20 protein-coding genes are annotated in these 17,704 nt (G+C 69.0%); all 20 read left to right on the forward strand.

All coding sequences use genetic code 11. The features are described from left to right. Nucleotides 1–21: 21 nt before the first annotated feature. On the forward strand, nt 22–1,362 hold the full coding sequence (locus AC1DB1_RS06115; protein WP_477200153.1) for a replication-associated recombination protein A: 1,341 nt from the start codon (nt 22–24) through the stop codon (nt 1,360–1,362). 175 nt (nt 1,363–1,537) lie between these two features. Beyond that, nucleotides 1,538–2,167, forward strand: a complete 630-nt coding sequence (rpsD, locus tag AC1DB1_RS06120; protein WP_271178819.1) for a 30S ribosomal protein S4 — start codon at nt 1,538–1,540, stop codon at nt 2,165–2,167. Nucleotides 2,168–2,285: 118 nt separating this feature from the next. Continuing rightward, on the forward strand, nt 2,286–2,663 hold the full coding sequence (locus AC1DB1_RS06125; RefSeq protein ID WP_271178818.1) for a DUF948 domain-containing protein: 378 nt from the start codon (nt 2,286–2,288) through the stop codon (nt 2,661–2,663). A gap of 57 nt (nt 2,664–2,720) precedes the next feature. Beyond that, nucleotides 2,721–2,912 carry a hypothetical protein gene (locus tag AC1DB1_RS06130; RefSeq protein ID WP_271178817.1) on the forward strand — a complete coding sequence of 64 codons (192 nt, stop codon included), beginning with the start codon at nt 2,721–2,723 and terminating at the stop codon, nt 2,910–2,912. A 60-nt stretch (nt 2,913–2,972) separates the two neighbouring features. Continuing rightward, nucleotides 2,973–5,630 (forward strand): alanine--tRNA ligase, encoded by a 2,658-nt coding sequence (gene alaS / locus AC1DB1_RS06135; RefSeq protein ID WP_477200154.1) that lies wholly within the window; start codon nt 2,973–2,975, stop codon nt 5,628–5,630. Nucleotides 5,631–5,636: 6 nt separating this feature from the next. After that, nucleotides 5,637–6,104, forward strand: a complete 468-nt coding sequence (ruvX, locus tag AC1DB1_RS06140; RefSeq protein WP_271178815.1) for a Holliday junction resolvase RuvX — start codon at nt 5,637–5,639, stop codon at nt 6,102–6,104. 79 nt (nt 6,105–6,183) lie between these two features. Then, a complete protein-coding gene (gene mltG / locus AC1DB1_RS06145) occupies nt 6,184–7,563 on the forward strand; it encodes an endolytic transglycosylase MltG (protein ID WP_477200155.1) in 1,380 nt (459 codons plus the stop codon). Further along, complete coding sequence (locus tag AC1DB1_RS06150) at nt 7,556–8,884, forward strand: shikimate dehydrogenase (protein WP_477200156.1); 1,329 nt, start codon at nt 7,556–7,558, stop codon at nt 8,882–8,884. Before mltG ends, AC1DB1_RS06150 begins: the two co-directional genes overlap by 8 nt. Before the next feature lie 76 nt (nt 8,885–8,960). Further along, a complete protein-coding gene (gene aroC / locus AC1DB1_RS06155) occupies nt 8,961–10,172 on the forward strand; it encodes a chorismate synthase (protein ID WP_271178812.1) in 1,212 nt (403 codons plus the stop codon). Between the two features lie 5 nt (nt 10,173–10,177). Continuing rightward, nucleotides 10,178–10,669: a shikimate kinase gene (locus AC1DB1_RS06160; RefSeq protein WP_271178811.1), complete on the forward strand. Its 492-nt coding sequence runs from the start codon at nt 10,178–10,180 to the stop codon at nt 10,667–10,669. Continuing rightward, nucleotides 10,666–11,757, forward strand: coding sequence for a 3-dehydroquinate synthase (aroB, locus tag AC1DB1_RS06165; RefSeq protein ID WP_271178810.1), 1,092 nt, complete (start codon nt 10,666–10,668; stop codon nt 11,755–11,757). The genes AC1DB1_RS06160 and aroB overlap by 4 nt, the downstream gene beginning before the upstream one ends. Further along, nucleotides 11,754–11,876: a hypothetical protein gene (locus AC1DB1_RS06170; RefSeq protein ID WP_477200157.1), complete on the forward strand. Its 123-nt coding sequence runs from the start codon at nt 11,754–11,756 to the stop codon at nt 11,874–11,876. Before aroB ends, AC1DB1_RS06170 begins: the two co-directional genes overlap by 4 nt. Before the next feature lie 6 nt (nt 11,877–11,882). Continuing rightward, on the forward strand, nt 11,883–12,332 hold the full coding sequence (locus AC1DB1_RS06175; protein ID WP_477200158.1) for a type II 3-dehydroquinate dehydratase: 450 nt from the start codon (nt 11,883–11,885) through the stop codon (nt 12,330–12,332). A gap of 101 nt (nt 12,333–12,433) precedes the next feature. Beyond that, nucleotides 12,434–12,997, forward strand: a complete 564-nt coding sequence (gene efp, locus AC1DB1_RS06180) for an elongation factor P (protein WP_271178807.1) — start codon at nt 12,434–12,436, stop codon at nt 12,995–12,997. A gap of 23 nt (nt 12,998–13,020) precedes the next feature. After that, complete coding sequence (gene nusB / locus AC1DB1_RS06185; RefSeq protein ID WP_271178806.1) at nt 13,021–13,437, forward strand: transcription antitermination factor NusB; 417 nt, start codon at nt 13,021–13,023, stop codon at nt 13,435–13,437. Between the two features lie 37 nt (nt 13,438–13,474). Continuing rightward, nucleotides 13,475–14,215: a DsbA family protein gene (locus AC1DB1_RS06190; RefSeq protein ID WP_477200159.1), complete on the forward strand. Its 741-nt coding sequence runs from the start codon at nt 13,475–13,477 to the stop codon at nt 14,213–14,215. 102 nt (nt 14,216–14,317) lie between these two features. Next, nucleotides 14,318–14,866, forward strand: coding sequence for a bifunctional pyr operon transcriptional regulator/uracil phosphoribosyltransferase PyrR (gene pyrR / locus AC1DB1_RS06195; RefSeq protein WP_271178804.1), 549 nt, complete (start codon nt 14,318–14,320; stop codon nt 14,864–14,866). Then, on the forward strand, nt 14,863–15,816 hold the full coding sequence (locus tag AC1DB1_RS06200; protein ID WP_271178803.1) for an aspartate carbamoyltransferase catalytic subunit: 954 nt from the start codon (nt 14,863–14,865) through the stop codon (nt 15,814–15,816). The genes pyrR and AC1DB1_RS06200 overlap by 4 nt, the downstream gene beginning before the upstream one ends. Nucleotides 15,817–15,819: 3 nt before the next feature. After that, nucleotides 15,820–17,175, forward strand: coding sequence for a dihydroorotase (locus AC1DB1_RS06205; RefSeq protein ID WP_477200160.1), 1,356 nt, complete (start codon nt 15,820–15,822; stop codon nt 17,173–17,175). Continuing rightward, nucleotides 17,168–17,704, forward strand: coding sequence for a PH-like domain-containing protein (locus AC1DB1_RS06210; protein ID WP_477200161.1), 537 nt, complete (start codon nt 17,168–17,170; stop codon nt 17,702–17,704). The genes AC1DB1_RS06205 and AC1DB1_RS06210 overlap by 8 nt, the downstream gene beginning before the upstream one ends.

Consider the following 17,704-nt stretch of genomic DNA (forward strand, 5'->3'; position numbering starts at 1 on the left):
GGTGCCGACTAGCCTGGAGGAATGGTCGACGTGCAACCCGGGCTCCGCACAGGGGCGACCCCGTTGGCTGTGCGGATGCGTCCGAAGTCGCTCGACGAGGTGGCGGGTCAGAAGCACCTGCTGCGTCCCGGATCTCCGCTGGTCGCGCTGGCCTCCGACCAGAGCGGCGAGACCGGCTCGGTCTCCGTCATCCTGTGGGGGCCGCCGGGTACGGGTAAGACCACGCTCGCGCAGGCCATCGCGCACTCGTCCGGCAGACGGTTCGTCGAGCTCTCCGCCGTCACGGCCGGCGTCAAAGACGTGCGTCTCGTGATGGACGAGGCGCTCTCGACCCGCGATCTGTACGGCGTCTCGACCGTGCTGTTCCTCGATGAGATCCACCGCTTCACCAAGGCCCAGCAGGATGCCCTGCTCCCCGGCGTCGAGAACGGCTGGGTCATCCTGGTCGCTGCGACCACGGAGAACCCGTCGTTCTCGGTGATCTCGCCGCTGCTGTCCCGCTCGCTCCTCCTCACGCTGGAGACGCTCAGCGACGACGACCTGGGCACCGTCATCGACCGCGCCGTCGCCGACGATCGCGGGCTCGCCGGTCAGTACACGCTCGACCCGGAGGCCAGAGCAGCGATCATCCGGCTCGCCTCGGGGGATGCGCGCCGCGCCCTCACGGCGCTGGAGGCGGGCTCGGTGAGTGCGGCGTCCTCCACGCCGGCCACCTCCAAGAAGAAGCCGGTCATCACGGCCAAGATCGTCGCGCAGGCGGTCGACCGTGCGCTGCTGCGCTACGACCGCAACGGCGACGAGCACTACGACGTCATCAGCGCTTTCATCAAGTCGGTGAGGGGTTCGGACGTCGATGCTTCGCTCCACTATCTCGCCCGCATGATCGAGGCGGGGGAGGATCCGCGCTTCATCGCGCGCCGCATCATCATCCTGGCGTCGGAAGACATCGGTATGGCCGATCCTCAGGCGCTGGTGGTGGCGATCGCCGCCGCCGACGCCGTGCAGTTCATCGGGATGCCCGAGGGGCGCATCCCATTGGCCCAGGCTGTGGTTCACCTTGCGACCGCCCCGAAGTCGAACGCGGCCTACATGGCGCTCGACGCGGCCGTCGCCGATGTGCGCGCCGGACGGATCGGACGCGTGCCGAAGCATCTGCGCGACGCGCATTACCCGGGCGCCAAGCGGCTCGGCCACGGCAAGGGATATCAGTATCCGCACGACGACGCGCTCGGCGTGCTCCGGCAGCAGTACCTGCCCGACGAACTCTCCGACGCCGCCTACTACCAGCCGACCGAGCACGGCAACGAGCGCGACGTCTCCGCACGCCTCGCGAAGCTGCGCAAGATCGTGCGCGGGAGCTAGTCGCGGTTCTGCTAGAATTGCTGCGCCTAGAAGTGTGTGTCGCGTGCGGCTGCGTCGACATTCGCTCTCGAAGGGACAGGCCCTGTAGCCGGGCGTCCTTGGCGACATCCCTCTAATTTTTGCAGCACGAAGTGTGCTGCGTTCATTGTGTTAGAGAGACAACCGAAAGGAACTCGTGTCTACCAAGTCACGTACCCGTAGCAAGACCCGCCTGTCGCGGTCACTGGGCATCGCCCTGACCCCGAAGGCCGCCAAGTACCTCGAGAAGCGTCCCTACGCTCCCGGTGAGCACGGTCGCACCAAGCGCAAGGCCGACTCGGACTACGCCGTTCGTCTGCGCGAGAAGCAGCGTCTGCGCGCCCAGTACGGCATCCGCGAGAAGCAGCTGAAGATCGCGTTCGAAGAGGCCCGTCGTACGCAGGGCCTGACCGGTGAGAACCTGGTCGAGCTGCTCGAGATGCGTCTCGACGCCCTCGTGCTCCGCGCCGGCTTCGCCCGCACCACAGCCCAGGCTCGTCAGATGGTCGTGCACCGTCACATCCTCGTCGACGGCAACATCGTCGACCGTCCCTCGTTCCGCGTGAAGCCGGGTCAGCTGATCCACGTCAAGGCACGCTCCGAGGGCACCGAGCCGTTCCAGGTGGCGGCCGCCGGCGGACACGTCGACGTCCTGCCGAAGGTTCCGGCCTACCTGGATGTCGAGCTCGACAAGCTGCACGCTCGTCTGGTCCGTCGCCCGAAGCGCGCCGAGGTGCCCGTGACGTGTGAAGTCCAGCTCGTCGTCGAGTACTACGCGGCCCGCTAAGGATCGCAAGACTCCCGGAACGGGGTCGTGGCTTCGTGCCACGGCCCCGTTCTCCTTTTTCCGGCGCGGTGAGACTACGCTGGGACAGTATGCCGATGGCGGAATGGATGGTGGACTCGTGTCGGGTGGCGATATCGCAGGGCTGATCGCGGCGGTCGTCTTCGCCGTGCTCGTGGGGTTCATCGCGATCCCGCTGGTCAAGTTCGGCCGGGTGCTCGATCAGACGCGCGAGGCGATCAAAGACGCCAGCGACGGGATCACGCCCATTCTCGACGAGACCGCGACGACCATCCAGGAGACGAACAAGCAGCTCGCGCGGGTCGACGTGATCACCAAGAACGTGGCGGATGTCACGGGGAACGTCTCGGCGCTGGTCGCCCTGTTCGCCGCGACCGTCGGCGGGCCGCTGATCAAGCTCGCGGGGTTCAGCGCAGCGGTGCGCGCGGCCTTCCGGGCTGCGGGCGGCTCTCGGCGTTCGCGCGGCACGACGCACTAAACTGACCCAGGCGCGCGGGTGATTCCGCGTGTCCCATCCACTTCAGGGAGTATCGGAATGAAGAGTTTTCTGTGGCTCATCGTCGGCGTGGCGATCGGATTCGCCGTCGCGCACAAAGTGAACGAGACACCGCAGGGCAAGCAGTTCTTCAGCTCGCTCGACAAGAAGGCACGTGACTTCGGTGAGGCCGTCGGCGACGGCTACCGTCAGCGCGAGGCCGAACTCCGCTCGGCCATCGACGGCGACTGACCGACCGCGACGACCGCACCGGCTCCAGACCCATTCACCACTTCTCACCGCTCGGAACCCATGCAGACTGCTGAAATCCACCGCCGCTGGCTCGACTTCTTCGCCAAGCGCGGACACACCGTCGTCCCCTCCGCCTCGCTCGTCAGCGACGACCCGTCGCTGTTGTTCACGGTGGCCGGGATGGTGCCGTTCGTCCCGTATCTCACCGGCCTCGTGCCGGCGCCGTTCCCGCGCGCGACGAGCGTTCAGAAGTGCATCCGCACGCTGGACATCGACGAGGTCGGCAAGACCCCGCGGCACGGCACCTTCTTCCAGATGTGCGGCAACTTCTCCTTCGGCGACTACTTCAAGGAGCAGGCGATCACGTTCGCCTGGGATCTCCTGACGACGTCCGAGGACGACGGCGGTCTGGGCTTCGACCCGAAGGACCTCTGGGTCACGGTGTACGAGGAGGACGACGAGGCGCGCGACATCTGGCGCCGGGTCGCCGGCCTGCCGGATGAGCGCATCCAGGGCCTGGGCAAGGACACGAACTACTGGTCCACCGGCCAGCCCGGCCCCGCAGGGCCCTGCTCGGAGATCTTCTTCGACCGTGGTCCCGCGTACGGCATCGACGGGGGTCCGGCCACCGACGACGATCGCTACGTGGAGATCTGGAACCTCGTCTTCATGCAGTACCTGCGCGGCGAGGGCACCGGAAAGGCCGACTTCGACATCCTGGGCGATCTGCCCAAGAAGAACATCGACACCGGTATGGGGCTCGAGCGCGTCGCGTTCCTCAAGCAGGGCGTCGAGAACATGTACGAGATCGACCAGGTGCGCCCGGTCCTCGACCGTGCGGCACAGCTCGCCGGCAAGACCTACGGTGCGGTGCACGACGACGACGTGCGTCTGCGCGTGATCGCAGACCACGTGCGCAGCGCGCTCATGCTGATGTCGGACGGCGTGACGCCGTCGAACGAGGGCCGGGGCTACATCCTGCGCCGTCTGATGCGTCGCACCGTGCGCGCGATGCGCCTGCTCGGTGTCGACCACGCGACCTTCCCGGAGCTGTTCACGGTGTCGCGCGACGCGATGAAGGCCGCGTATCCGGAGGTCGAGAAGGACTTCCCGCGCATCTCCCAGCTGGCCTACGCCGAAGAGGAGACGTTCCTGCGCACCCTCGTCGCCGGAACGGGCATCCTGGACACCGCGGTCTCCAACACGCAGCGTGCCGGCAAGAAGGAGCTCGCGGGCGACACCGCGTTCCTGCTGCACGACACCTACGGGTTCCCGATCGACCTCACGCTCGAGATGGCGGAGGAAGCCGGGCTCAGCGTCGACCGCCACGCGTTTGATTCGCTGATGGCCGACCAGCGCTCCCGGGCGAAGGCCGACGCCAAGGCGAAGAAGACCGCGCTGGCCGACCTGTCGGTCTACAGCTCGTTCCGTTCGCTCGGCGAGACCGTGTTCACCGGCTACACCGAGCTCGAGACGGAGTCGAGCGTGCTGGGCCTCATCGTCGACGGAGCCTCGGTTTCGAAGGCGACCGAGGGGCAGATCGCCGAGATCATCCTCGGCGCGACGGCCCTGTACGCCGAGTCCGGCGGGCAGGATGCCGACGCCGGCACGATCGTCGGCCCGGGCTATGAGCTCGACGTCCTCGATGTGCAGAAGCCGGTCAAGGGCCTCATCAGCCACAAGGTGCTGGTGCGCAGCGGCGAGGTCGGCGTTGGCGCGCCCGCGACGAGCCTCGTCGACCACGACTACCGGCGCGGGGCGCGACAGGCGCACTCGGGCACCCACATCATCCACGCGGCCCTGCGTCAGGTGCTCGGCTCGAACGCGCACCAGAGCGGTTCGTACAACAAGGCCGGCTACCTGCGTCTCGACTTCTCGTGGAACCAGGCGCTCTCGCCCGAGACGCGCACCGAGATCGAAGAGATCTCGAACAACGCCATCCGGCAGAACTTCGAGGTCACCACACGGGAGATGCCGCTCGCCGAGGCCAAGGCGCTCGGCGCGATGGCCCTCTTCGGCGAGAAGTACGGCGACACCGTGCGCGTGGTCGACATCGACGGACCCTGGTCGCGCGAGCTCTGCGCCGGCACCCACGTGACGTCCAGCGCCGAGATCGGGATGATCAACCTGGTCAGCGAGGCGTCCGTCGGCTCGACCAACCGCCGAGTGGAGTCACTGGTGGGACTGGAGGCCTTCCGCGACCTCGCGGTCGAGCGCACGATCGTCTCGCAGCTCTCCGGTTCGCTCAAGACGCCGCGCGAGCAGCTTCCTGAGAAGATCGCCGATCTGATGGCCAACCTCAAGGCGGCGGAGAAGCGGATCGCCGCCTTCGAGGCCCGTGCCGTGCTCGACAAGGTGCCGGCGCTGCTCGAGAGCGCCGCGCGTCACGGTGCGGTGACAGTCGTCGCCCAGGATGCGGGAACGCTCAACTCGGCCGACGACCTGCGCCTCCTCGTGACGACGGTGCGTGAGCGCCTCGGCTCGGACCCGGCGGTCGTCGCTCTCGCGGCCCGGGCCGGCGACAAGCCGGTCGTGATCGTCGCCACGAACCAGGCGGCGCGCGACACCGGGGCGAACGCGGGCGCGCTCGCCAAGACGGCGGCCGGCGTACTCGGCGGAGGCGGCGGCGGAAAGGCCGACCTCGCCCAGGGCGGCGGAACGGACGTCGACGCCATCCCGGCCGCACTCAACGCCGTGATCTCGGGCATCGGGGGCTAGGCGCCGGTGCGAACGGGAGTGCGACTCGGCATCGACGTCGGGAAGGTACGGATCGGCGTGAGCCGGTCCGACCCGCACGGCATGCTCGCCACGCCCGTAGAGACCGTGCCACGCTCCGAAGATGCTGCGGATCGCCGCCGGATCGCGGAGATTATGACGGAACTCGGAGTTTTCGAGATTATCGTCGGACTGCCATTGGCGCTTTCGGGAGCACACACGGCATCCACCGCTGACGCGATCGGATTCGCCACCGCCCTCGAGGCCGACGTGGATGTCCCGGTACGCCTCGTGGACGAGCGGCTCTCGACCGTTTCCGCTCACTCAGCACTGCGAGCATCCGGCAAGAACTCGAAATCTGCGCGTCCGGTGGTGGATCAGGTCGCCGCCACGATAATTTTGCAGCACGCCCTCGATGCGGAGCGCGCTACAGGTCATCCGCCGGGCTCTCCCATCGAACCGAGCATTGGACCCTAGTTTGTCGCAGAACCCACACCCTCCCGGGCCGGGCGAAACGATCCCGGACGTCGACGCACCCGTTTCGGACCGACCGCCCATGACGCGCCGGGAGGCCCGGATGGCGCAGGGCGGGTCCGCCCTGACCGCCGGCACCCCCGACGAGGCGGACGCGGAGTTCGACGCCCTCCTGGCCGCCGACCGCGACGTGGCGGCCGACAGCCCGGCTGCCGCCCGCCCGAGGTCTGCGGCCGAGACAGTGCTCGACAGTCCGTTCGCGACCTTCGAGGAGATCGCCGCCGTCGCCGACCCCGAGGCCGGCGACGCGCGTGGCCCCGGTGGGCAGGTGCCCGGGGGCCCCGAGTCGCCCCTCGCCTGGCGGCAGCAGAACTACCTCTCGCACCGCGAGCCCAAGAAGAAGCGCAGCTTCAAGCCGCTCTGGGTCACGCTCATCGTCGTCGCCATCCTGGGCGGGCTCGTCGGCGGTGCCTACGCAGCCTTCCAGCCGCAGGTCGCCAAGCTGGTCGCGGCGATCACGCCGAAAGACGACGACTACTCCGGCAACGGCAGCGGGACGGTCATCGTCTCGATCGTGTCGGGCGACACCGGTTCGGATGTGGCGACCAAGCTTCAGAAAGCCGGCGTCACCAAGACGTACAGCGCTTTCTACTCGCTGCTGCTCCGCCAGCAGCAGGAGGTCGAGTTCCAGCCCGGCGCGTTCAAGCTGGCGAAGAAGATGAGCGCGCAGGCGGCGCTGCTCGCGATGGAGGACCCGGCGTCGCGTGTGCAGAACACGGCCGTGATCCCGGAGGGGACGGCGGAGAAGGACATCCTGCCGCTCCTCGCCACCGCCACCAAGATTCCCGTCGCGGAGTTGACGGCGGCGGCCAAGAATCCGCAGCAGTACGGTGCTCCCGCACAGGCGACGACGCTCGAGGGCTTCCTGTTCCCTGCGACCTACACGTTCACGCCGGGGATCACGGCGCATGACGTAATAAAGACGCTGGTCGACCGCACGTTCCAGTCGCTCGACGACGCCGGGGTGAAGCCGGCCGACCGCTGGAAGACGATCGTGCTGGCCTCACTGGTGCAGCGCGAGGCCGGGCTCGCGCCCGACTACCCCAAGGTGTCGCGGGTCTTCCTCAACCGTCTCGCGCAGGGCTGGGATCTGCAGTCCGATGCAACGGTGGCGTACGGCACCGGCAACACCCACACAGTGACCACGACGGACGCCGAGCGCGCCGACGCGTCCAACAAGTACAACACCTACGTGCATCCGGGGCTCCCGGTCGGGCCGATCTCGAACCCTGGGGACCTCGCGATCAACGCGGCGCTGCATCCGGCAGCCGGACCGTGGATGTTCTTCGTGACCTGGAACCTGAAGACCGGCGAGACGATCTTCTCGACGACCGCGGCCGAGCACGACGCCGCCGTCGAGAAGTGGCAACAGTGGATGAGGGACAATCCTGGCTATGAGTGACAAGCGATCGACCCCGGCGGACGACGAGAACGGCGACGCGATCATCGACGAACTGGCCGAGCCCGCGGTGATGCTCGAGGGGGAACCCGAGGAATCCGAGGATGCCGACGAGGTCGACGAGGACGACGACGACGAGGACGCCGCCGATGCGGACGTGACCGACGACGATGACGAGGTCGTCGCCGATGGCGAGGCGGAGTCGCTCGATCCTGCCGAGAACGGTGTGTCCGAGGCGGATGCGGAGGCGGGAATCGCTGCGCTCGTCGAAGCCGAGCGTGCGCGCGAGGCCGAGGAGGCGGCCGTCGCCGAGGCCGAGGACGCCGCCGACCGGGAGGACCCTGCCGACGATGAAGCTGAGGCGGAAGCCGATGCCGACGCCGAGCCCGCGGTCGAAGCCGAGGCCGCCGTCCCGGAACCCGCTGCTCCGCGGACCCCGCGCAAGAAGACGTCCCGTTCGCCCAAGGCGCCGGTGCGTCGACTGGCCGTGCTCGGCTCGCCGATCGGTCATTCCCAGTCGCCTGCCCTCCATCGCGCCGCGTACGAGGCCCTCGGGCTCGATTGGGAGTACGAGAGCGTTGACGTCGCAGAGGACGGGCTGGCCGACTTCATCGACGGTCTCGGCCCCGAATGGCGCGGCCTGTCGCTGACGATGCCGCTCAAGCAGTCGGTGATCCCGCTGCTGAACGAGACCGACCGGGTGGCCGAGCAGACGGGCGCGGCCAACACCGTCCTCCTCGACGACGGCGCCGTGCGCGGGTTCAACACCGATGTCGCCGGCCTGGTTCGCGCGGTGCGGGCGACCGGCCTCGAGAGCGCCCGCTTCGTCCACATCCTCGGCGGCGGGGCGACGGCGGCCTCGGCCCTGGTCGCCGCGGCCGAGCTCGGTGCCGAGCGGGTCGACGTGTATGTGCGGTCGCTTGAGCGCAGCGTCTGGCTCGAGCCGCTCGCACACGACCTCGGGCTGATGATCCGGATCCGCCCGTTCGGTCAGGCCGATCGCTCGCTCGACATCCCGGAGCTGGTCATCAGCACCCTGCCGGGCGGGGTGACCACGGATGCGGTCTACACCGACTCGACCCGGCGCCGCGCGCTGCTCCTCGACGTCTCCTACGACCCGTGGCCGAGCGTGCTCGGTGCGGCGTGGAAGGCGGTCGACGGCCGCGTCGTCTCCGGGCTCGCGATGCTCGCGCACCAGGCGCTGCTCCAGGTGCGCATCTTCGTCTCCGGTGACCCGCTGCAGCCCCTCGAGAACGAGGATGCGGTGCTCGCTGCGATGCTCGACGCCGTCCGCATCGACGAGACCGGCTCCCCGCTGTCCTGACGCGCACGTCGCGCCTTCCGTCAGCCGTTCCGTCACACGAACGGGCGGCCCTGTGGCGCTATGCCAGAATCGAATCATGCTTCGTTGGCTCACGGCCGGGGAATCCCACGGCCCCGAACTCATCGCCCTGCTCGAAGGGCTCCCCGCCGGCGTGCCGGTTTCCCTCGACGCGATCCGCGCCGATCTGGCGCGCCGCAAACTCGGCTACGGCCGCGGCGCCCGCATGAAATTCGAACAGGATGCGCTCGATATCTCGGGCGGCGTGCGCCACGGCTACAGCCTCGGCAGCCCCATCGCCGTGCGCATCGGCAACACGGAATGGCCCAAGTGGGTCGACGTGATGAGCGCGGAGCCCGTCGACGCCGAGAAGCTCGCCGGTGGCAGAGGTGCGGCGCTCACGCGGCCGCGACCGGGGCACGCGGACCTGGTCGGCATGCAGAAGTACGGGTTCGACGAGGCACGGCCGGTGCTCGAGCGCGCGAGCGCCCGCGAGACGGCAGCGCGCGTCGCCCTCGGTGCGGTTGCACGGTCGTTCCTCGAGCAGCTCGGCATCACCCTGGTGAGCCACACGCTCTCCATCGGTCCGGTCCGCGTCCCCGAGGGGTCGCCGCTTCCCCTGCCCAGCGACGTCGAGGCGCTCGACGCCGACCCGCTGCGGTGCTTCGATCCTGCGACCTCGGCCGCGATGGTCGCCGAGGTCGACGCCGCCCACAAAGACGGCGACACACTGGGCGGCGTCGTCGAGGTGCTCGCGTACGGCCTCCCGCCTGGCCTGGGCTCGCACGTGCACTGGGACCGCCGACTCGACGCGCAGCTCGCCGCCGCTCTCATGGGCATCCAGGCGATCAAGGGCGTCGAGGTCGGTGACGGATTCCTCACGACGACACGTCGCGGGTCCGACGCGCACGACGAGCTCGTGCCGGGCGACGGCGAGATCTCGCGCACGAGCGACAAAGCCGGCGGCACCGAGGGCGGCATGAGCACCGGAACGGTGCTGCGGGTCCGCGCGGGCATGAAGCCGATCGCGACCATCCCGCACGCCCTCCGCACAGTCGACATCGCGACGAGTGAAGCCGCACCGGCCCACCACCAGCGCTCCGACGTCTGTGCGGTTCCCGCCGCGGGCGTCGTCGCCGAGGCGATGGTCGCACTGGTGCTCGCCAACGCGGTGCTCGAGAAGTTCGGCGGCGACTCGATCGCCGAGACGTCGCGCAACCTCCAGGGGTACCTCGACGCCATCCCGGACAACCTCGCCACGACGCGGTTGTCTGCGCCGTACGCGGAGTGAACGGTGTGACGATCGTCCTCATCGGACCGCCGGCGGCCGGCAAGACGCGGATCGGCCGGCGCCTCGCGAAACGGCTCGGGCTCCCATTCGTCGACACCGACGCGGTGATCGTCGCCCAGCACGGACCGATCCCCGGCATCTTCGCCGAGCACGGGGAACCGCACTTCCGCGCGCTCGAACGGGTGGCGGTCGCAGAGTCCATCGCCGAGCCCGGGGTGGTCTCGCTCGGCGGCGGGGCCGTGCTCGACCCGGAGACGCAGTCCGACCTGGCCGCGACCACGGTCGTGCTGCTCACGGTGCAGGCCGACGCGATCGCGTCGCGCATCTCCAACGCGAAGCGGCCGCTCGTGACCGACCTCGAGTCGTGGAAGCGGCTCGTCGCGGCACGTTCCGATCTGTACAACTCGCTCGCCGACTACACGGCGGACACATCGACCAGGCCCATCGAGACCATCGTGGAAGAGATCGCCGCCTGGGTGGAAGAAGGACACCGATGACCGACATCGAGCACGACCAGCCCACCGAGATCCTCGTGCCGGGGGTCGACCAGTACCCGGTGGTCGTCGGGCGCGGCCTCCGCGCCGACCTTGCGCCTTACCTGGGCGCGGGGGTGAACAAGGTGCTGGTCGTGCATCCGCCGACGCTCGGCGCCGCCGCGGCAGAGCTCCGCGAATCGCTCGTCGGACGGTACGAGGTGCTCCTCGCCGAGGTCCCGGATGCCGAAGCGGCCAAGCGGGTCGAGGTTGCTGCGTTCTGCTGGCAAGTGATGGGCCAGGCCGACTTCACCAGGTCGGACGCCGTCATCGGTTTCGGCGGGGGAGCGGTGACCGACCTCGCCGGCTTCGTGGCCGCGACGTGGCTGCGCGGTGTTCGCCTGGTGCAGGTGCCGACCACACTGCTCGGCATGGTCGACGCGGCCGTCGGCGGCAAGACCGGCATCAACACGGCGGAGGGCAAGAACCTCGTCGGTGCGTTCTACGCGCCGGCCGCGGTGATCTGCGACCTCGACACGCTCACCTCCCTCGGCCGCAACGAACTGCTCGCCGGGTTCGGCGAGGTCGTCAAGTACGGCTTCATCGCCGAGCCGGAGATCCTCGACATCATCGAGCGCGACGTCGACCGGGCGACCGATCCGTCGAGCCCCGAGTTCCGTCGGCTGGTCGAGCTCTCCATCGGCATCAAGGCGCGCGTCGTCGGCGAGGACTTCACCGAGCAGGGCCTGCGGGAGATCCTCAACTACGGTCACACGCTCGGTCACGCCATCGAGCATGCGGAGCGCTACCAGTGGCGTCACGGCGCCGCCGTGTCGGTGGGGATGGTCTTCGCCGCGGAGCTCGCGCGACTCAGCGGCCGGCTGAGCGACGACGTGGTCGACCGGCACCGTCGCATCCTGGAGTCGCTCACCCTGCCCACGACGTACCCTCTGGGGCGCTGGCAGACCCTGCTGGCCACCATGCAGCGCGACAAGAAGGCGCGCGGCAGCCTGCTGCGCTTCATCGTGCTCGACGACCTGGCGCGGCCCACCGTGCTCGCCGGTCCCGACCAGAGCCTGCTCTTCGCGGCGTACCAAGAGATCGGCTCGTGACGACGGCGGGTCCGGCAGTGAAGACCGTCGTCGCCGAACGGCAGATCGAGCCGGGCGACGACACGTGGTCGGCGGTGCGCGTGCGTCCGCTCGCCGACGGGGAAGCGCCAGTAGGCTAAGGCGTCATGAGCGACTCCGCCTCCCGCATCCTGGTACTGAACGGCCCCAACCTGGGCCGGCTCGGCACGCGGGAGCCCGACGTCTACGGGTCCGGCACGCTGGACGACCTGCGCGCCGTGCTCGAAGCCGACGCGCCCGATGCCGCGATCGACCTGCGTCAGACCGATGCCGAGGCCGAGCTGCTCGGCTGGCTGCACGAGGCCGCCGACACGGGCGAGCCGGTCATCCTCAACGCGGGCGCGTGGACGCACTATTCGTACGCACTCCGCGACGCCGTCTCGATGGTGACGAAGCCGGGAGGGACCGTGATCGAGGTCCACCTCTCCAACCCGCACGCCCGCGAGGAATTCCGCCACACCAGCGTGATCAGCGCGGTGTCGACGGGCGTCGTCGCCGGTTTCGGCTTCGAGTCCTACCGCCTCGCGCTCGTCTACATTCGCCGAAACGCGCGCTGAGAACTAGAATCTCTTGAGGCTGCCGCCGGATGGCCAGCCACCGTGGACCGCCTTGGGCGCGCATCCACCCGCAACTTCTCCCAATCGAACGGAACACAGGCATGGCAACTACTGCTGACATCAAGAACGGCGTCGTCCTCAACATGGACGGCCAGCTCTGGACCGTGATCGAGTTCCAGCACGTGAAGCCGGGCAAGGGCGGCGCCTTCGTGCGCACCAAGCTGAAGAACGTCACCTCGGGCAAGACCGTCGACCGCACGTTCAACGCCGGCTCGAAGATCGAGACCTCGAACGTCGACCGCCGCGACTACCAGTACCTGTACCAGGACGGCGAGAGCTTCGTGTTCATGGACACGAGCGACTACGACCAGCTCTCCGTTCCGGGTGTCGTCGTCGGCGACGCGGCCAACTTCATGCTCGAGAACCAGAACGTCACCGTCGCGCTGCACGAGGGCGAGCCGCTCTACGTCGAGCTCCCGGCCTCCGTCGTGCTGGAGATCACCTACACCGAGCCCGGCCTGCAGGGCGACCGCTCCACTGGCGGCACCAAGCCCGCGACGGTCGAGACCGGCTACCAGATCCAGGTCCCGCTCTTCCTCGAGCAGGGCACCAAGGTCAAGGTCGACACCCGCACCGGGGACTACCTCGGCCGCGTCAACGACTAGATCGCCCGAGACACGACCACCCGATGAGTGCACGAACCAAAGCCCGCAAGCGCGCCCTCGATGTGCTGTACGGCGCCGACATCCGGCAGATCCCGCTGAACCAGGCCCTCGCGACCGAGGCCGAGCGCGCGGCGAACGAGCCGCAGCGCGAGGCGTCGTGGATGTATGCGCGGGAGATCGTCGACGGGGTCGTCGACAACGGCGACGAGATCGACGAGCAGATCGAAACGTACGCCCAGGGCTGGACCCTGGCGCGGATGCCGGTCGTCGACCGTGCCATCCTGCGCATCGGTGTCTGGGAGGTCCTGTTCAACGACCAGGTCCCCGACGGCGTCGCCATCTCCGAGGCCGTCGAAGCCGCGACAGTGTTGTCGACCGACGACTCGGCCGGCTTCATCAACGGGCTGCTGGCCAAGATCTCCCAGAACAAGTCCCACTAGCGACGCGGAACGTCACCAGGTGAGCGAGAAGAGCAGAATGAGCAGCACCACCCTCGTCCGACCCACTCGCCGCCGCGGCCTGCGGGCACTCGGCGCGGTTCTCGTGGCCATGGCCCTCGCGACCGGGATCAGCGCGTGCTCGCTCATCGGCGGCTCGTCTCCCGTCCCGTCGTCGACCGCCAAGGCGCCGACCGGTGTCGACGGCGCGGTGAACTTCGACGAGCGCTACATCCAGGCAGGAACGGGCGACAAGAAGGTCGATCTGTGGTTCGACCCGATGTGCCCGATCTGCGGCATCTTCGAGAAGACCAACGGCGAGACGCTCTCGAAGGCGGTCGCCGACGGGTCGATCACCCTGCGGCTGCATCCGCTGACGTTCCTCGACCGCCTCTCCAACGGCACCGGATACTCGACCCGTGCCGTCGCGGCACTCACCTGCGTCGCGGTGAAGGAACCGGCCAGGGCTCTCGAGTACTACCAGTCGCTCTTTTCGAATCAGCCGGAGGAGAACAGCGACGGCCTGACCGACAAGCAGCTGGCAAAGCTCGCGACGGATGCCGGCATCGGGGACATCTCGAATTGTCTGGCCGACAGCGGCCCGTATCAGTCGTGGGCGCAGGCGAACACCGCGCACTCGCAGACCGGGCCGATCACCGTCGACGGCAAGAAGGTGCTCGACCGCATCGAGGGGACGCCGACGGTGCTCGTCGACGGCAAGCTGTTCACAGGCAAAGTGGACGACGGACCGGCGTTCCGGTCCTTCCTGTCGGAGAACTGACAGGCCCTCCGAGGTCGGCAGGCGCCAGCCGGCGTCCTGCTATGCTCGTCCACGGTAGACATCCTTTAACAGCCGTCCAGTGAGGCGGGGAAGGAGGTCGGCATGACAGTACGCACTGTGCTGCAACACGCTGACATCACCCGGGCGTTGACTCGGATCTCCCACGAGATCCTGGAGTCCAACCGGGGAACGAACGACCTCGTCATCCTCGGGATCCCCACGCGCGGCGTCGTCCTGGCGCAGCGCATCGCGGAGAACATCCAGCGGATCGAGCCCGGCACCGGCGACCTCGTCGGCGCGCTCGACGTGACGATGTACCGCGACGATCTCTCGCGGAACCCGACGCGCACCCCGGCGCCCACCTCGGTGCCCGGCTCGATCGACGGCAAGACGGTCGTGCTCGTCGATGACGTGCTCTATTCCGGCCGCACCATCCGGGCCGCTCTCGACGCGATCAGCGACCTCGGGCGACCGCGTGCCGTGCGCCTCGCCGTGCTGGTGGACCGCGGCCACCGCGAGCTGCCCATCCGGGCGGACTTCGTCGGCAAGAACCTGCCGAGCGCTGCGAGCGAGCGCATCAATGTGCGGCTCACCGAGATCGACGGCGACGAATCCGTGACGATCGAGGAGACGGGGGAGGCGAGCGCATGAGGCACCTGCTCTCGACCAGGACGCTCGGCCGCGACGACGCCATCCGGCTGCTGGACATCGCCGAGGACATGGCGGATGTGCAGGACCGCGAGGTGAAGAAGCTCCCGACCCTGCGCGGCAAGACGGTCGTCAACCTGTTCTTCGAGGACTCGACGCGCACGCGCATCTCGTTCGAGGCGGCGGCCAAGCGACTCTCCGCCGATGTGATCAACTTCAGCGCCAAGGGGTCAAGCGTCTCGAAGGGCGAGAGTCTCAAAGACACCGCCCAGACCCTGGCCGCCATGGGCGCGGATGCCGTGGTCGTGCGGCACCACGCCAGCGGAGCCCCGCAGACCCTTGCGACCAGCGGCTGGATCGACGCCGGCATCATCAACGCCGGCGACGGCACGCACGAGCATCCGACGCAGGCTCTGCTCGACGCGTTCACGATGCGGCGCCGGCTCCACGGCGCCGCATCGCGCGGACGCGACCTCGACGGTGTGACCGTGACGATCGTCGGCGACATCCTCCACTCGCGGGTCGCCCGGTCGAACGTCTGGCTGCTGGAGACCCTCGGCGCCACCGTCACCCTGGTCGCCCCGCCGACCCTCCTGCCGGTGGATGTCAGCGGCTGGCCGGCGCAGATCGGCTTCGACCTCGACGCGGCCATCGACGCCGGGCCCGACGTGATCATGATGCTGCGGATCCAGGCCGAGCGGATGAATGCGGCGTTCTTCCCCAACACCCGCGAGTATGCGCGGCGCTGGGGTCTCGACGACGAGCGCCTCTCCCGGCTCCGCACCGATAGCATTGTCATGCACCCCGGCCCGATGAACCGGGGCCTGGAGATTTCGGCGGCGGCGGCCGATTCGCCCCGCTCGACCGTCAGAGAACAGGTCGCGAACGGAGTGTCCGTGAGGATGGCGGCGCTGTATCTGCTGCTGTCCGGTGGAGATCGGGAAGACGCATAGAACATGAACGAGACATATCTGATCGCGGGCGCGACGCTCGCCGACGGCCGAACGGTCGACCTGCTGGTCGACGGAGGACGGATCGCCGAAGTGGGAGCAGGTCTCTCGGCTCCGGGCGCGACGGTCGTCGACGCGGCGGGACTGATCGCGCTCCCTGGGCTCGTCGACCTGCACACGCACCTGCGTGAACCGGGCTTCGAACAGAGCGAGACCGTGCTGACGGGCACGCGCGCGGCCGCCGCCGGCGGTTTCACCTCGGTGTTCGCGATGGCGAACACGTCGCCCGTCGCCGACACGGCCGGGGTGGTCGAGCAGGTGCTGAGCCTCGGTGATGCGGCCGGCTACGCCACTGTGCGTCCGATCGGCGCCGTCACCGTGGGACTCGAGGGAGAGCGTCTCGCAGAACTCGGCGCCATGGCCGACTCCCGCGCACGGGTGCGGGTGTTCTCCGACGACGGTAAGTGCGTCTCCGATCCGCTTCTCATGCGTCGTGCCCTCGAGTACGTGAAGGCGTTCGACGGGGTCATCGCCCAGCACGCGCAGGAGCCGCGACTGACGATCGGCGCACAGATGAACGAGGGGGCGCTCTCCGGCGAGCTGGGGCTCACCGGCTGGCCCGCTGTGGCGGAGGAGTCGATCATCGCGCGCGATGTGCTCCTCGCCGAGCACGTCGGCTCCCGCCTGCACGTCTGCCACGTCTCCACGGCCGGTTCGGTCGACGTCATCCGCTGGGCCAAGGCCCGGGGGATCGACGTCACCGCGGAGGTCACCCCGCATCACCTGCTGCTGACTGAGGATCTGGTGCAGGGCTACGACGCCCGCTACAAGGTCAACCCGCCGCTGCGCCGCCGGGAAGACGTCGAAGCGCTCCGCGCCGGCCTCGCCGACGGCACCATCGACATCGTGGCCACCGACCACGCCCCGCATCCGGTCGAGTCGAAGGACTGCGAGTGGGATGCCGCGGCGTTCGGAATGGTCGGGCTCGAGTCCGCGCTCTCCGTCGTGCACGCCTCCGTGGTCGAGAACGGGATGCTCGGCTGGTCCGACGTCGCGCGGGTGCTCTCGTCCGCCCCGGCTCGCATCGGACGCCTGTCCGGCCACGGCCAGCCGCTCGAGGCCGGCGCGCCCGCGGAGTTCACCCTGTACGACCCGCAGGCGTCCCGTGAATTCTCGACCGCCGACCTGGCGGGCAAGGGCGTGAACTCGCCGTACCTGTCCATGACGCTCCCCGGGCGGGTGGTGGCGACCTTCCATCACGGCTACCCGACGGTGCTCGACGGTGTGGTCGTCGAGGCCGACGTCGTCGCCGCCAGGGCCCGTTCGTTCGCCGGCGCGGAAGAGGATGCTCTCCGTGGATAAGTTCCTCCCCACGATCGTTGTCGTCGTCGTTCTGGCCGCCGCGTTCCTGCTGATGTGGCTCGGCTGGCGCCGTCGCGCGCGACGCGACGCCGGCGCGGGCTCGGGCTATCCCGCGGGAGCGCCCGCGCAGACGACAGACGCGCCACTGGCCGAGGTCGACGCGCTCTACGTCGCGACCACCGCCGGCGGTGAGCCGCTCGAGCGTCTCGCCCTGCCCGGGCTGTCGTTCCGCGGGCGGGCCACCGTCACCGTCGCCGACGCGGGAGTCACCATCGCGGTGACCGGTGAAGCGCCGGTGTTCGTGCGATCCGAGGCGATCGCCGGCGTCGCCACCGCCACCGTCACGATCGACCGCGTGGTCGAGAAGGACGGACTCGTCCGCCTCTCGTGGACCACCAGTGGCGGCACTGCCGCCGACAGCTACTTCCGGGTCGCCGACCCGGCCGACCGCGCGCCACTGATCGCCGCGATCGAAACCCTTCTCCCCGCCGCGCACTCGGCGGGATCGACCACCGAAAGTGAGGTGTGA

The sequence above is a fragment of the Leifsonia sp. 10N434 genome (assembly GCF_056394405.1).

Bases quoted from the DNA above. Each gene is read 5' to 3' on its own strand.
- AC1DB1_RS06115 (WP_477200153.1), top strand. From the start codon at position 22: ATGGTCGACGTGCAACCCGGGCTCCGCACAGGGGCGACCCCGTTGGCT.
- AC1DB1_RS06130 (WP_271178817.1), top strand. From the start codon at position 2,721: ATGAAGAGTTTTCTGTGGCTCATCGTCGGCGTGGCGATCGGATTCGCC.
- alaS (WP_477200154.1), top strand. From the start codon at position 2,973: ATGCAGACTGCTGAAATCCACCGCCGCTGGCTCGACTTCTTCGCCAAG.
- mltG (WP_477200155.1), top strand. From the start codon at position 6,184: ATGACGCGCCGGGAGGCCCGGATGGCGCAGGGCGGGTCCGCCCTGACC.
- AC1DB1_RS06150 (WP_477200156.1), top strand. From the start codon at position 7,556: ATGAGTGACAAGCGATCGACCCCGGCGGACGACGAGAACGGCGACGCG.
- aroC (WP_271178812.1), top strand. From the start codon at position 8,961: ATGCTTCGTTGGCTCACGGCCGGGGAATCCCACGGCCCCGAACTCATC.
- aroB (WP_271178810.1), top strand. From the start codon at position 10,666: ATGACCGACATCGAGCACGACCAGCCCACCGAGATCCTCGTGCCGGGG.
- AC1DB1_RS06175 (WP_477200158.1), top strand. From the start codon at position 11,883: ATGAGCGACTCCGCCTCCCGCATCCTGGTACTGAACGGCCCCAACCTG.
- efp (WP_271178807.1), top strand. From the start codon at position 12,434: ATGGCAACTACTGCTGACATCAAGAACGGCGTCGTCCTCAACATGGAC.
- nusB (WP_271178806.1), top strand. From the start codon at position 13,021: ATGAGTGCACGAACCAAAGCCCGCAAGCGCGCCCTCGATGTGCTGTAC.
- AC1DB1_RS06190 (WP_477200159.1), top strand. From the start codon at position 13,475: ATGAGCAGCACCACCCTCGTCCGACCCACTCGCCGCCGCGGCCTGCGG.
- pyrR (WP_271178804.1), top strand. From the start codon at position 14,318: ATGACAGTACGCACTGTGCTGCAACACGCTGACATCACCCGGGCGTTG.
- AC1DB1_RS06200 (WP_271178803.1), top strand. From the start codon at position 14,863: ATGAGGCACCTGCTCTCGACCAGGACGCTCGGCCGCGACGACGCCATC.
- AC1DB1_RS06205 (WP_477200160.1), top strand. From the start codon at position 15,820: ATGAACGAGACATATCTGATCGCGGGCGCGACGCTCGCCGACGGCCGA.